The following is a 12,985-nucleotide window of genomic DNA, read 5'->3' as shown; positions in this document are numbered from 1 at the left end:
CTACCCAACGCTCTCATAATGCAGGGTTTTATGGCCCTGCAGCAGCGTGATGTCGTAGCCGTCCAGCAACCAGTTGATTTGCTCGCCGTTCAACGGCATCAGCTCATCCGACGGCCCCGGCCACTTGAATTTTTCCTCGGCCAGGGACTTGTAGTAAAGCACGAAGCCGTTGTCTTCCCACATCAGGCACTTGATCTTGTTGCGCTGCCGGTTGGTGAAAGCGTAAAGCGCGCCGGAGAACGGACTGTGCCCCAGCTCCTGCTCGACAATCAACGCCAGGCCGTTGGCCTGCTTGCGGAAATCGATGGGCTGCCGGTACAGGTAAATCTCCGGCAGGTCCCAGGAGGGGCGAAGATACCGGTGGCGCATTACAGTTGCCTCAGCACGGCACCGAGCAATTCCACATTGCCGGCGTGCAGGCCGGTGATTGAGACACCGCCGGGCAACGACACCGTTAATCCTTTTGGTGATGACGGACTCGGCACCGCCGCCACTTTGGCAAAGCCGGCCGACGACACGTCTTGCTCCGGAACCGACGCCTCTGGCTCGGTCAGCTTTTTGCGCCAATAAATAAAGCGGCAATAGGTTAGAGATTGTTGTTGGCAGTAGGCCATGCCGGACAAACCCGACGCCTGCCAGTCCTCGATATGTTGCTGCCAGAGACGTTTGCGTTCGGCGTGTGTCATGCTGATTCCTCCCGGTGTTGACGAGGAAATCAGTGTGGGCAATCTTGGTAACCGAATGTAGGTGCGGGTTTATTGGCGCTTACAATACAGCTGCCACTGGCTCTGTACTTTTCTCTTCCCGCGCAGACTGAAGCGATTCAGGCGCTTGGTCGTACCGATGTTGCCGAACACCGGCTCCACCACCGACATTCGGTGGCTGTATATCTCTTTGCCCTGTTGGCTGTCGACCCGGTGTTTCATCCAGTCCGTGTAGTTCGCAGGCGTTTGTTCTCGATGGTGAACGACACCTGGCGTCCAGAGCCCTTGCGGTGATTGGCAGAAGCCGGGTTTTGCATGCACTGGTATTTCTTCGGGCAATGCCGGCATTGGAGAAGACGGCCTTCGAAGTGCACCCGGGTCTTGCCGTTCTCGACTTCCCGCGTGCTCTGATAGCTGATGGTATTGCCCGCCGGGCAAATGCAGGTCAGGTTCACCGGATCGAACTGGAATTCACTGGCTGGGATGATGGTTTTCCTGCCGGTTTTGGGTAGATGCTGATGCCGTTTGCCGTATTTATCCTTTTGGTTCTGGAACTTCGGATCGCGGCTCCGGAATTGGTTGTCGGGCACGTAGCCGTTGATCCGGTGCTCCTCAGAGATAGTAGCGAATTAAGGCGGCCAATATCGTTGGATTGTCTAGCTGCGCTTGCCGACCGACGAGCATAAATCGCGGACAAGACCGCAATGAGGACAGAGGCGATCGTAATTCCTGAGCCAATTGAAATCTCGATGCCGTTCTCCTCAAATTTAACGCCTGCATTTGCGGATGGTTTGGAGCGCAGCGAAAAACCAGTCCGAAAACATGAAATTGTTAGATTTTATTTTCGGAAATTTTCACATTTTCAAGCCCCCACATTTTCCATATATCCGAGAAATAGCAGGATTTCCCTTGGGCAAGTCGTGCCCAAGGTGCAGAATGGCAATTATCATCTGGTGTACAACCCGAATATTCGTTCACACAGTGCCTATTTAAAATGCATCCCTGTTGTTTACCCTGTACTATTTCATGAAATGAGAGAATAGCGGGATACATTAGGGGAGTGCGAAGCGATTCCTCTGAACCTCTGAGCCAGGCTTCAAAGTTTCGATTAAAAACGATTGGCATTCCTACGCTTCGGATAAAATCCATTAGCGACTGCCTAGATTGGTTCTTATCTGCTCCCCACAGCCTAGCGGATATCGACATATCGCTATTTCTTACTTTTCTCGCCCTAATGACCATACAACTAGCCCATTTCTCTTCTTTGAAAGGGGAAACGGTGAACAAATCATTTAATTGAGACTCTGCCAATTCAGAAGCATTTATATACTCGACACCAACTGACTCTTCTTCTAATGTATAATTATTCACTACATATCGATAATATTCGTTTTTATTTTCGAACACTAGCCTAAGATCATGAATTTGTTTCAAGCAATCGACAAATATTTCTGCTGGGTTGTAGTACATCAATGACGCTTCGCACAGCTCACAAATTGCAAGCCTGTTGTGTGAAATTGTGGGGCATAAGTGCTCGGCTAGCATCAACGCAGCATCATATGGAAAATTTTTTCTTCTTTCTTCTTCTCCGTATATCTCGTTTTCAATTAAGTTTGCCATGCTTTCATAAATAGCCATTGCCCCAAAATGGAATTCCTCAGTTGCGCTAATCACCGGGCTCCCGTACTTTATGTTGATAAATTTTACTGGGTAAGGTACAAGCTCTACCTCCATCTCGTCTTCAATTACGTCTACAACGGAATAACTCTCAGGGAACTCTTTGAATTTTTCTGCATCATCTCCTACATATAATGAAAACAGATCGTTATTAGCCATTACCGTATCACTGAGATCGCTACTCAATAACGGCAACTGAACAGGAAGGCTCTTTTGCCTTAACGCACCGTTCTGGGACTTAATGACATCGACACATTTTGAAATATTATTTAGCCCGTATGTAGTACTCACGTCCTGTAAAAAATGGATCAATTCGTGGGAGAAAACTCGCTCATCCACAGTGCCTAGAATTTTTTCAATAGCCATGTCTACATCAACCTGCATCATGAAAAAGGCTGGAACATAAAATCCTAGATCTCTATGGAGTTTCATTTATCACCCTAAATCTAACGCCCAAGCTCAGTTGCCGCCGGAGCGGATGAAGTCCGCGTAGGGAACCCGAAGCGCAGCAGCGCTTTGGGCGGTCAGCTGCAGCGCTTCGTTATGCGTCTCCCTGAGTTGAGCTACTGAAGCTCATCTGGCTGAAAGCGAGTAATCACGTCAGCTGTTTCCTCGACGCGGAGTCGGATATTTACGGTGTTGGATACCTCGGAATAAATCGAAAGTACCACGGCACTCATACCATCGTTAGGACTGCTCGGCTTGTCGATAATTACTTCCATACCGACCTGAACGTCTTGCAACCTCATCATGCATCCTTTGTGTCTTGCATTTACACCGGCGTATAACGAGGCTGTAGAAAAAGTCCCGCCCATTTGTCCGATCGCGTTCCTACGTAAAATCTGGAAGTGTTTTCAATCATAAGTGCTCCAGATTTCAAGAATAGGCCCAATTTTTAGTTCATTTATTGATCGTTTTCGGCTCAAAATAGGCCTTCGACCTTTTCCTACAGCCTCAACGCTAGCATCAACGGCGGCCAACTAAGGCGTCCGGTGGAGGCCCCTAGGGCCGGAACGAATTTAATGCATTGGTTATGTGAGCCCTTGGTTGAGCCTCCGCATACTCTCGTTAATTCTTTCCTGCTGCCGTGCCTTGCGTTCAGTTACTTCTGCACGGGACACCGGATCAACGGGAAGGGCGAGCGGAATCTTAAAGCTAACTCTGTTCGATGAAGAGCTCTTGCTACTTGATCCAGCGTCTGCGCCTAACGAAAAAACGCTAGCAACCTTAAGCTTCCCGCCTCCGGAAACTTCGGAATTTTCGTCGACGGTAACAGCTACATCGAAGTCAACGAGGAAAACATTCTGCCCCTCGCCCATTGAGCCAAAATGAGAGTTGTCACTGTTTTTTGAGCTACCAACCGCAGCGGGATTAGAGTATCCACCTGATTCTCTAACTTCCTCGATAGACTCCTGCACACCGGTTGATAGCTGGACCAGGGTCTCTCTTACGAAATCCTTGAGATCCATCATTAACTCCTTATTGCTCTACATAACGTAAAGATAACCGTCGCAATTATGCATAGTTTGGCGCAGCGGACCCATACCTAATGGGGTCCGAGTTCACCGATTTTTTAAAGTAGTATTTAGAATCTTTCTCCAAGAAAGATAAAAAATGTGCAGCATTTTCACTGCGGCCGTATTCTTCCAACATAAACCATGCGGCAGGCAAAAGGAAAACGAGAAAAAAGAAAATGAAAGCAAATCCCTGAAAACCTCTAACTTCGACTAGAATCGGCGCATACATCAATGTCATCAACGCTAAAAATGCATACAAAAAATATGCGGCGAAAGCTCGCCGTTTTGTGGACTTCCTCTTCTTCTCGTTATTATACTTTTCTTTATACTCGAAAAATTTCGAAAATTCGTTGTATTCGACCATAAACTGAGCACTTTCATACAGGCGAAACGCCTTTAAAGGGTTTTGTAGATTTATGAGTCTAATTATTTCCGAATAATTTAAAGGGAATTTCAGATAGTCTTTAAAAGCATGCTCAATGACTATGTTTGGCCGTCCTTCAATTCCTTGAGCCATAACCCCCCTCAAAATATCAAAACTGTCATCATGCTTTGATTGCTTCCGCTCGGGAAGGTGACTTTTAACCCGGTTGAAAGTCAGGGTTATTATTGCCGCTATCAAAGCTTTAATGATGTCAGGGTAATACTCTTCCATCTATACATCTCTCTCAGGAAATTGATAATTCGGAAAATTTAACGCGGAGATAAGCGGCGGCCCGTAAGGGGCGTCCGGCGGACGGCCCTCTGGCCGGGAGCGAACTTAATTGACTGGTTAAAGGCAGGTACTGACACTGCCTGCTCCCTGGCAACGACCGCGACGGCCTACTCCGTTTCTTTGCACCAGCTCACGCCGATGCCGTTTGTTTAAAACCACCGCCAAGCCAGCGGTGGATGAACCTGTACTCAAAGGTACCAGATCCAGAATACATTGTCGGCGGACAGCCCCAAACGACGAACACCGATTTTGCTACCAACGCCGCTGACGATTAAAGCTGCCAAACCGGACGCGGACTCTGCTGGCCTTGGTGCTCTCACAATTGCCGGGTTTAACTGCCAGAATCGGCACCAAGGCCACTGGCACACGGCCACCCAAAGACCGAAGCCTTTGCCATTAACGCCCAGCGTAACCGGGCGGCTTTGGAGCGTCAGCGGAAAAGCCGATCCGCGTTAACGCTGTTGTTAGAGCAATCATATATCTCGAGGCCCCAGGTCGCCTTCTTCTGGCTCCCCTTTCTTTAGCCTTTCCCGGCGCTCCCCTTCTATTCGCAAACCGTCGTCGATCCGGTAAAGAAGGGTTAGAGCGCCCCCGGGCGCAGCAGGTGTTTCAAATACTGTCTCAGATGACGAGTAATGAGAGGTGATCCCATTCAGCACATCGGATACTGCCTCCAGCGCTTTTCTTACTCGCTCTCTACTTGCAGCTTTCAATGGCTGTACACCGTCTTCTAGAGCAAGTTTTAGATCCTTATGGGCAATTCGACGATTTCTCCAATCTCGGCAAAAGTCCGATGTTTCGACGGCCTCAGACACCAAAGTTCTTACCTTCTCGCGAGTCGCTTCGTCATCAATCAATTCAGGAAGCGCCTGTATGGTCAGGTTCTCCTTTCCTGAACTTCGTGGGGGATCAGTGAGGCGAGCAATATGCAGAATCACATCCTCCCACAGCGAATCCTGTACGATCTTAAAGAAGTGTGGCGCTGCTTGGTTCAGTAAATCAATTCGAGACGAGCGCGTGCCGAACAGCTCCACATACTCCGCCCACTTGGCATACAACCAAGCTAGCTCCTGCCAAAGCTCATGGAACTGCTCTCCGAGCTGCTGGCCCATGCATTCTATGTATGCTTTTCGGGCTTCCTCTGCTGTTCGGTAATTAGCCATACAGTTGCTCTAACAGTGATTGGACTGTGCGTCCTGATATTGAATGAACATCCTGCGCGTTCAACAATATTATTTGACGCGCTTCATTTCTTCCAACTCATTGATTTCTCTGGTGCCTAAGTATAGCTCGGCTACTTATGCAGAATTCGCGTGCGCGCTGCCTTTGCCGGTTTCGATCATCCTGCGGGCGCTCATTGGCGGCGTGTGGCCGAGGCTCCGGGCACGCTACCGCCCCTACCCTGCATCCTGCGATGGCGGCCGCCTCCATGCGGTAGTCCCTGCGTGCTTGGTGGCCGTCTCAGCGGCCTTAGAGAGTCAGGTTATGTGAGGGCGTGCCGATCCGCAAAGCGCCTGAGGCCAATTGCGATGAATGTCTTAGGCGGTTTGATCGGCGTCAAACGGCGCTGCCGGGGCGAGTGGCATGCGGGTGCTTGTGAGTCGCACTGCGCATGCATATGATAATACGTCTCAAAGTCACGATATGCTGATAAGCCATGAACGCAGTTATCCAGCGCCGGCCGCACGTGCTGGTCGTCGAGGACGACCGTACCCTGAACGGCCAGATATCCCGCCTCCTTCAACGCAGCCAAAGCATCTTTTATTTTTCCATAAGCCGACCCCAAAAATAATTCTTTGCCGGAAAAATTACTTCTAGACCTGAATTGGCTCTTGCTGAATCCACTTCTCAAAAGCTCGACTCTCAGGCCTACCTTCCTTTGCTGCATAGTAAACAAGACGCAGGTGACGCTCTTCATCGAACACAAAGGTAGTATGCTCGAATGCGACCTGACCTACCGTTGGTATCTGAAGGTAGCGAACACCCTGACACTGGCCATGGATCTCCTGTTGTTGCCACCAGACCTTGAAATCTGACGAAGCTTCTTCCAACTCCCTTACCAAGCCGGCGATGCCTGTACCATGAATCGCACGCACGAAATCACGGCGGAAGCTCGATAAAATCTGTAGTGCCTGTTCATCCCAAGGGATAAAAAGCTCCCGCAGTGCGGGGCTAGTAAATAGCATCCACAACAGATTTCGACGATTCTCTGGGACACTCGAAAAACCGAATACTCGATCCGCTGCGGAATTCCAGGCCAACACGTCCCAACGCAAATTGAGCACGTAGGATGGTCGCGTAGGGATATCGTTCATTAGCCGCTTGATCAGCGGTGGTACTTCGCACAGAGTACAGCCTAATTCTGGAGGCAACCTTTGATGGGCAAGCAAGAACAAATGGCGGCGCTCGGTCGCATCCAGCTTGAGAACCCGAGATAGGTTGTCGAGAAACGTAGACGACACACTAATGTCCCGCCCTTGCTCTAGCCATGTATACCAAGACAATCCAACCCCAGCCAGGGTCGCCACCTCTTCACGTCTCAGCCCCGGTGTGCGTCGTCGGCCACCAGCCGGCAACCCAACCTCTTCCGGAGAAATTCGCTCGCGGCGGCTACGCAAAAATTCGGACAACTCCGCTCGAGTATGTTGGGCAGGTGAGTGAGGTGCGCTCATACGGTTACCTCGAGTAATAGCATAAACGATCAAATTGTACCCTTCGGAAATCCGGGAAAGAATACCGTATCTGACTGGCGAACCCGAGTCAGAAATTTGTCTTGAAAGAGGAATGGTACACCGATATTCCATCAATTTTCCGATAAGGGATGAACATGCGTACGTCCAACCAATCTTCCATTTATCTCATAGCATTGGGAGCCTTTTCCCTCGGCATGGCCTCCTACGTTACCGCTGGGCTGATTCCGATGATCGAAGACTCTTTCGCGGTATCCGTGTCGGCAGCCGCCCAGCTGGTTACCGCTTTCACACTGGCCTATGGACTGGGCTCTCCGATCTGCGTCGCCCTGACCCCGGCAAATCGTCAGCGCGCAGGTCTCCTGCTCACACTAGGCCTGTTCGTCATCGCCAATGCCGCCAGCGCGCTCGTCGAAAACTTCACGGCGCTGATGGCCTGGCGTGCCATTGCCGGCACAGGCGCCGGTGTTTACCTAGCCATGGGCATTGGCGCCTCAGCTGCAGTCTCCACTCCAGAAAATCGCGGCAAAGCCATCGCCATCATCATGGGCGGCATGGCCAGCGGCGTGGTTCTGGGCGTACCCCTCAGCTTATTGATCGCCGAGCAAACGGGGTGGGAATCCGCCTTTTGGCTGATCGCAATGCTCGGCCTGATTGCCTTCATCGGCTTGTTCCTGAAGCTCCCGACCCTACCTGCAGCACCAGTCAGCTCGTTGATGCAGAAGTTGACGATCCTCGGTGACGGCCATGTGCTGATTATCCTGACGGTCTCATTGCTTGCGGCCATTGCCAGCCTCGGCATGTACACCTTCATAGCCCCACTCATGACTGACCCGGCCTATGGTGCCGTGCGCTCTGTCACGCCCTATCTCTGGGTTTGGGGCATTGGCGGTGTTCTTGGCAGCTTCCTGGCCGGGCCGCTGGTAGATCGTCTCAAGGGCCCGAATGTGACATTGGCCATCATGCTGATTCTTGCCGTATCGCTGTTCGCCCTACCACTGGCGGCCAGGCTCAACACTTGGCTGGTCATGCTGCCCATTGCGACCTGGGGCGCCGTCGGCTGGGCATTGCAGGTACCGCAGAACAACGAGTTGATCCGCACTCGCCAAGCTCATGGAGACGGCAATCTGGCCGTTGCACTGAACGAATCGGCGCTCTATGTGGGTAGTGCCATTGGCGCCGCGGCGGGCGGCTTCATTCTGTTGCTACAGCTACCTATCTGGACACTGGCAGTCTGCGCTGGCGGTATTGCAGCTTTAGGCGCTCTGCTACAGATCGTCAATCTGCGCCGGCAGCCAACTTTGGCAGCCCAAACGCAGGCTGAGCCTTGTAGCTGAGTCATCGGCCCGGCCTAGAATGCCGGCATCTCGGTTCCACGCCCGGTGCGTCGACTCAACGAGCGCGTTGCACCTGTACTGAGATGCCGGCTTGATTGACAGTGACACGCTTAAAGCACTTGAAGCTCACACAACGCCGATCAGTTACATTTCTTCCAACTCGACCACTGACGGATCGTTCGAATTCAGAGCCTTCATCCGAATCATTCAGAAAATGAAGTCTGAATCCAACAAATCGGCACAACGCTCGACCACTTTCCGGCTTGGTGGCGAGAGCGTTACAGGGCCTCCGATGAAACATCTCCGAAGCCACATTCATTGGAGTACCGAGAACCAATATCGGTGGAGTGAGAGAGAAATTCGGCCAGCTTCCGAGTCGCGTACTTGTGTGTTGCCTGAATCATAACGAGCTCCACCATCGGCAATTCCGGAAACCCCTCCTTCTCACCGAGCACGGCATGGTCTTTGGCAAGCGCACTTTCGGGAAGAACGCCGATACCAAGACCAGCCGACACAGCAGCGCGAATATTCTCATAGGATGCACTGACATAAGCGCCGTATCCGTGCTTCCCGGCTTTATCCAGCGCTGCAAGCGCCGCGTTTCTATAGCAACACCCATCGGGAAAGATCACGAGAGGAACTTCAGACAGACTGTCAAAAGCACACCGTTGTGCGGCCACCCAGTAGAGTGGCTCTCTTCTCAGAGGATGAGTTTTCCAGCGATTGTCGCTTGGCACGAAATGTTCCAGGCACTTTAGAATGACAAGATCTAGCCCACTGCTGTCAATTTGGCTGATCAGTTCCGAGGAAAGCGCAGAGACGACTTCTAGACGCAAATTACGGTTTAGCTCAGCACACCGAGAAATGGCACTATGAAGATCCACAACCTTGAAGTCATCCGGAACGCCGACAAGCAAGCGCCCGGACATTTCCGGTTGCTTCATGGCGCTCACGGCTTCAGACGTTCGGATGAGGATCTCTTTGGCAGATGGTAGGAACCGTTCACCGTCCGCCGTCAAGCCCATGATGTGGCCCTGGCGGCGTTCGAGCAACTTGCAATCCAATATCTCCTCCAGACGCTTTAGGCTTTGCGTAACAGCCGATTGGCTGCGATACAGCTGAAGTCCTGCCTGTTGAAAGCCCTTGCCTTCGGCTAAGAGTACGAAGGCGCGCAGGTGCTCAAGGGTGACACGCCTATCGCCCAAAGGGGACGGTTTACAATCGAACATGTATCGACTCCTTGAGGCCAGAACATATCGTACTCGGTCGCAGACCACAGCGGGCACCCGACACCAGGTCACTGCTCGGCGTTATTCGACAGGAACACGGCTTGCCCGTATTGACGGCCTTGAAGATCTCTTGGTACAGAAACTCGCCCAGCGCTCCCAGTTTTATATCCTAGCCAAGATTTAACTCGGCGGCTAGTGCCCAGAACCTCACCTCTCGAGGCTCATAATAAGATCAACTGATTATGGCCACCAAATAAATAATTTCCAACCCCTTCGCCTCTCAACCAACATGAAACCGAAGCAAAGAAAAGAACAAGGAAACTGCCGATTTTGGGAGGTTGTGTGAATAACATCGTGCTGGCTGGCTTGGTAATCATTTTCAGCATAGTATGGAGTTCGGCATTCATCGCTGGCGCCATTGCCCTCAGCGATTTCGATCCATTCACACTTCTAACGATTCGGTTCTCATTGAGTGCGCTGCTGATGCTTCCTTTCTGCCTTGGCGGTGAGAGCATGCATGATCGTATCGCTATCAAGCGGGGACTGCTGCTCGGCATTCTTAACAATGCGCTGTATCTTGGGCTTAGCTTCGCCGCATTGCAAACGGTTAGGCCCCAGGTCGTTATCGTTATTGTGAGCTGCGCCCCACTTGCGACAGGCTTGCTTTCAGCATGGTCAGGAGTGGAGCCCCTTTCACCAATGAAGCTATTCGGAGCGACGTTGGGTTTATCCGGCGTGGTAGTCATCTCCGGGGTTGCTGAGGGCATGAAGGTCGATATTTGGGGAATTCTGATGGCAGCTGCAGGGATGCTAGCCTTCGCGAGTGGCACCGTGTTCTTTCGCGGTCGTGCAGTGAACCTTCCTGTCTTTCAAGCTAACTTCTGGCAATCCGTTGCTGGAGCCGCCGCTCTTCTCCCCATGGCATTGGTGTTCGGACAACCCCTTGCCGTGCCTTCTACCAATACGATGATCGCCGTTGCCCATTTGGTATTCATCGTCACCATCGGTGGAATGAGCCTCTGGTTGGTACTGATTCGCATCAGTGGGGCTGCGACGGCATCGACTTACCACCTCCTCAATCCATTCTTTGGCGTCCTGCTCGCTTACCTGGTCCTGGGTGAACAATTACGCACGACGGACTTCATCGGGGCCACATTGATTGTGATTGGACTGATTCTGACCACCCAAGAAAGATGGAGGAAAGCGCAATGTTGACCGGCAACAACACCGTATCATTGAATAAGCACGGATCGACATGGCAGCGCCATACCGGATGAGTCAGGAGTTGCACTTGCCCATTGAGACCGCCGTTTCACTAAGAACTGATCGCGAATACTTTTTCAACACTATGCTTGCTACCTCGATCACCTTTCCTTGCACGTCCGTAGCTGAATTCCGCCCTAGCAGCAACTATCTCAACGTTGGAATCCAGTATAGTTGTGTAGGTCAATATTTGCTTAACGTTTGGCTCCACAAATATGAATTTATAACCTTTGGGTATAATTTCTTCCTCAAAAACCTTATGAGGAAACTCCACCCTAGGGAAGGTCTGAATAACCGTCGATTTTCACCAGCATCCGTTTGAGCCAGCAGAAAACGGAAAATTCAGACACAACTCCCCATTTATTTGTATGTTTTCTGCCCGTTTCCCGCCATTTTGGCGGAAAACAGGCGCACTGGCCCTACGCCAGCAGGTATTTTTCACCGATCAGCAGATTACTGAACGCGGCCAACAAGTGCAGCCGGTTGGTGTTTTTCGACAGGCCGCGATAGCGGACCTTGCTGTAGCCGAACACCTGTTTGATGTATCGGAACGGATGTTCCACTTTTGAGCGGATGCTGGCTTTGATTTTCTCGGCCTTCAGCTTGTCAGCATTCAGGGTTTTCCGTGAACCTGGGCGCTTGGCGATGAACCAAGACACATTTTTACGGTGCTTGTGCTCGCCTCGCTTTTGTATGCCGAGGTAGCCGGCATCACCAAAGACTCGACGTTCTTCACCGTGCAGCAATTTGCCGGAGGGCACAATGTCATGAACGTTGGCTGCGGTGGTATCGATGCTGTGGATCAGGCCCAGCGTGTCGTCGACACCAATGTGCATCTTCATGCCGAAGTGCCATTCGTTGCCCTTTTTGGTCTGGTGCATCTCTGGGTCGCGCTTGCCAGAGCTGTTCTTCGTGGAGCTCGGAGCAGAGATTATGGTGGCATCAACAATGCTGCCTTCGCGCAGCATAAGACCATTTTTCTCTAGGTGCTTGTTCACTTCTTTGAACAGCACCTTGCCGAGACCATGCTGCTCCAGAAAATGACGGAACTTAAGGATTGTGGTTTCGTCGGGCAGACGATCAAGCTTCAGGCCAGCGAACTGGCGCATGGATTCGATCTCGTACAATGCGTCTTCCATAGCCGGATCGCTGAGGTTATAGAACAACTGCATGCAGTGAACGCGCAGCATGGCAGACAAAGGATAGGGAGGCCGTCCGTTCTGGCCCTTGGGGTAATAACGGGCTACCTTCTTTTCCAACTGCTTCCACGGAATCAGCTTGTCCATCCGTTCCAGAAAGATCTCGCGGCGGGTTTTACGCTTCTTGGTCTGGTACTCGGCTTCGGAGAAGGTGATCTGATCCATGGTGGCAACGATCCTATGCGGTTGACGATGGCCGTATTATCGCTGATTTTGGGGACTTATTCAGAGTCTCCCTAGATCCTCTACCACCCCAAAATGATAAACTATCTTCCTTGTTTACCGAGCGCACCCTAAGTTTTATGGACTTTATATCTTGCTTAACATTACCACGATTATCAAGAACCACCCTAAACTCAACTAAATATTTATTATCTTTCTTATAGACAACCCCGACCTCCATATCAAATTGGAATAACGGCATATCTTCCCTATGCTTCTCAGCTCGCTTTATTTCACGAGTCAACTCTTCTTCCCGTGCCTGTCGCTCATGTGCTATTTGCTCTTCCCTGGATTTTCTCTCGTTTTCAATTTGCTCACGATGCCGGCGCTCACTAAGAAGAAGCCCAATGATCGCTACACTGCTGGTAGCCAATACACTAATTGCTGAAATTATTGTTCCTGGTTCCATATGAGTGCCTTGTTAGCATTTGG

Annotated in this window: 12 protein-coding genes and 1 pseudogene; 2 read left to right on the top strand and 11 right to left on the bottom strand. The window is 51.1% G+C overall.

The features are described 5' to 3' along the window. The 8 genes and pseudogenes from tnpB to BMZ63_RS10880 form a co-directional block, all read right to left on the bottom strand. Positions 1 to 369, bottom strand: a complete 369-nt coding sequence (tnpB, locus tag BMZ63_RS10920) for an IS66 family insertion sequence element accessory protein TnpB (RefSeq protein WP_081136160.1) — start codon at positions 367 to 369, stop codon at positions 1 to 3. Next, the gene (gene tnpA / locus BMZ63_RS10915) at positions 369 to 686 is read right to left on the bottom strand and encodes an IS66 family insertion sequence element accessory protein TnpA (RefSeq protein WP_091705466.1); all 318 of its coding nucleotides are present in this window, start codon (positions 684 to 686) and stop codon (positions 369 to 371) included. Before tnpA ends, tnpB begins: the two co-directional genes overlap by 1 nt. A 69-nt stretch (positions 687 to 755) precedes the next feature. Then, a pseudogene (locus BMZ63_RS10910) lies at positions 756 to 1,315 on the bottom strand (transposase); the annotation flags it as partial. A 220-nt stretch (positions 1,316 to 1,535) separates the two neighbouring features. After that, positions 1,536 to 2,813 (bottom strand): hypothetical protein, encoded by a 1,278-nt coding sequence (locus BMZ63_RS10905; protein WP_091705465.1) that lies wholly within the window; start codon positions 2,811 to 2,813, stop codon positions 1,536 to 1,538. Between the two features lie 599 nt (positions 2,814 to 3,412). Further along, complete coding sequence (locus BMZ63_RS10895) at positions 3,413 to 3,853, bottom strand: hypothetical protein (RefSeq protein WP_143072215.1); 441 nt, start codon at positions 3,851 to 3,853, stop codon at positions 3,413 to 3,415. A 43-nt stretch (positions 3,854 to 3,896) separates the two neighbouring features. Next, complete coding sequence (locus BMZ63_RS10890) at positions 3,897 to 4,553, bottom strand: hypothetical protein (protein ID WP_091705462.1); 657 nt, start codon at positions 4,551 to 4,553, stop codon at positions 3,897 to 3,899. Positions 4,554 to 5,086: 533 nt separating this feature from the next. Beyond that, positions 5,087 to 5,776 carry an AbiU2 domain-containing protein gene (locus tag BMZ63_RS10885; protein ID WP_143072214.1) on the bottom strand — a complete coding sequence of 230 codons (690 nt, stop codon included), beginning with the start codon at positions 5,774 to 5,776 and terminating at the stop codon, positions 5,087 to 5,089. 651 nt (positions 5,777 to 6,427) lie between these two features. Beyond that, positions 6,428 to 7,285 carry a helix-turn-helix transcriptional regulator gene (locus BMZ63_RS10880; RefSeq protein WP_091705459.1) on the bottom strand — a complete coding sequence of 286 codons (858 nt, stop codon included), beginning with the start codon at positions 7,283 to 7,285 and terminating at the stop codon, positions 6,428 to 6,430. Between the two features lie 155 nt (positions 7,286 to 7,440). On the opposite strand from BMZ63_RS10880, the gene BMZ63_RS10875 reads away from it, so the two are divergent. Further along, the gene (locus BMZ63_RS10875) at positions 7,441 to 8,640 is read left to right on the top strand and encodes an MFS transporter (RefSeq protein ID WP_091705457.1); all 1,200 of its coding nucleotides are present in this window, start codon (positions 7,441 to 7,443) and stop codon (positions 8,638 to 8,640) included. Positions 8,641 to 8,918: 278 nt separating this feature from the next. Here the strand turns inward: BMZ63_RS10875 and BMZ63_RS10870 are convergent, their stop codons facing one another. Next, a complete protein-coding gene (locus tag BMZ63_RS10870; protein ID WP_091705456.1) occupies positions 8,919 to 9,869 on the bottom strand; it encodes a LysR family transcriptional regulator in 951 nt (316 codons plus the stop codon). A 342-nt stretch (positions 9,870 to 10,211) separates the two neighbouring features. Here BMZ63_RS10870 and BMZ63_RS10865 point away from each other — a divergent pair, with 342 nt between their 5' ends. Continuing rightward, a complete protein-coding gene (locus tag BMZ63_RS10865; RefSeq protein ID WP_091705454.1) occupies positions 10,212 to 11,084 on the top strand; it encodes a DMT family transporter in 873 nt (290 codons plus the stop codon). A gap of 467 nt (positions 11,085 to 11,551) precedes the next feature. Here BMZ63_RS10865 and BMZ63_RS10860 read toward each other — a convergent pair whose 3' ends face one another. Beyond that, positions 11,552 to 12,496, bottom strand: coding sequence for an IS5 family transposase (locus BMZ63_RS10860; RefSeq protein WP_091705452.1), 945 nt, complete (start codon positions 12,494 to 12,496; stop codon positions 11,552 to 11,554). A 13-nt stretch (positions 12,497 to 12,509) separates the two neighbouring features. After that, the gene (locus BMZ63_RS10855) at positions 12,510 to 12,962 is read right to left on the bottom strand and encodes a hypothetical protein (RefSeq protein WP_143072213.1); all 453 of its coding nucleotides are present in this window, start codon (positions 12,960 to 12,962) and stop codon (positions 12,510 to 12,512) included. Positions 12,963 to 12,985 lie beyond the last annotated feature (23 nt).

Source organism: Marinobacter persicus, from assembly GCF_900114155.1.
In the GTDB taxonomy this organism is placed as follows: domain Bacteria; phylum Pseudomonadota; class Gammaproteobacteria; order Pseudomonadales; family Oleiphilaceae; genus Marinobacter; species Marinobacter persicus.
This window is presented reverse-complemented; position numbering and strand designations above follow the sequence as displayed.

Excerpts from the sequence above, each read along its gene's own strand:
- tnpB (WP_081136160.1), bottom strand. The coding sequence starts at position 369 with ATGCGCCACCGGTATCTTCGCCCCTCCTGGGACCTGCCGGAGATTTAC.
- tnpA (WP_091705466.1), bottom strand. The coding sequence starts at position 686 with ATGACACACGCCGAACGCAAACGTCTCTGGCAGCAACATATCGAGGAC.
- BMZ63_RS10905 (WP_091705465.1), bottom strand. The coding sequence starts at position 2,813 with ATGAAACTCCATAGAGATCTAGGATTTTATGTTCCAGCCTTTTTCATG.
- BMZ63_RS10895 (WP_143072215.1), bottom strand. The coding sequence starts at position 3,853 with ATGATGGATCTCAAGGATTTCGTAAGAGAGACCCTGGTCCAGCTATCA.
- BMZ63_RS10890 (WP_091705462.1), bottom strand. The coding sequence starts at position 4,553 with ATGGAAGAGTATTACCCTGACATCATTAAAGCTTTGATAGCGGCAATA.
- BMZ63_RS10885 (WP_143072214.1), bottom strand. The coding sequence starts at position 5,776 with ATGGCTAATTACCGAACAGCAGAGGAAGCCCGAAAAGCATACATAGAA.
- BMZ63_RS10880 (WP_091705459.1), bottom strand. The coding sequence starts at position 7,285 with ATGAGCGCACCTCACTCACCTGCCCAACATACTCGAGCGGAGTTGTCC.
- BMZ63_RS10875 (WP_091705457.1), top strand. The coding sequence starts at position 7,441 with ATGCGTACGTCCAACCAATCTTCCATTTATCTCATAGCATTGGGAGCC.
- BMZ63_RS10870 (WP_091705456.1), bottom strand. The coding sequence starts at position 9,869 with ATGTTCGATTGTAAACCGTCCCCTTTGGGCGATAGGCGTGTCACCCTT.
- BMZ63_RS10860 (WP_091705452.1), bottom strand. The coding sequence starts at position 12,496 with ATGGATCAGATCACCTTCTCCGAAGCCGAGTACCAGACCAAGAAGCGT.
- BMZ63_RS10855 (WP_143072213.1), bottom strand. The coding sequence starts at position 12,962 with ATGGAACCAGGAACAATAATTTCAGCAATTAGTGTATTGGCTACCAGC.